This is a genomic window from Neisseria sp. P0021.S005, assembly GCF_051956955.1.
On sequence record NZ_JBQCWY010001008.1, the window covers coordinates 1 to 430 of the forward strand.

The window sequence follows — 430 nt, forward strand, 5'->3', positions numbered from 1 at the left end:
AACCGAAGGCAAACGGAAAATCTTAAATCCGAAAATGGCCGATCCCCTGCATGCTTATGCAATGCCCGGTTTTGCCGATTTGGACTTGCGGTCCTGCCTAGATGAAGCTGTTTTATTGCAGCCAGTCAATGTGGATCTCATGCCGACCGGTTTGGCGGTGCATTTGGCCAACCCGGCGTATGCAGCCTTCTTGTTGCCGCATTCCTTCTTGGGTCATAAGCACAGTATTGTTTTGGGCAATTTGGTCGGTTGGATTGGCTCGGATTATCAATGCGAATTGAAGGTTTCTCTGGGGAACCGTGGTAAAGAAGCGTTTACCATCGAGCCGATGGAGCGCATCGCGCAAGTGGTGATTGTGCCAGTTGTCCAAGCTGCGTTTAAAGTCGTGGACGAGGTTGCCGCCAGCGAGCGTGGTGAAGGCGGATTCGGC

1 protein-coding gene is annotated in these 430 nt (G+C 52.3%); it reads left to right on the forward strand.

Annotation, left to right across the window (positions count from 1 at the left end; genetic code table 11):
• Window positions 1-430 (forward strand): dUTP diphosphatase (gene dut / locus ACTHUE_RS20615; protein WP_440424344.1); only part of this gene is annotated, 430 nt, incomplete at both ends.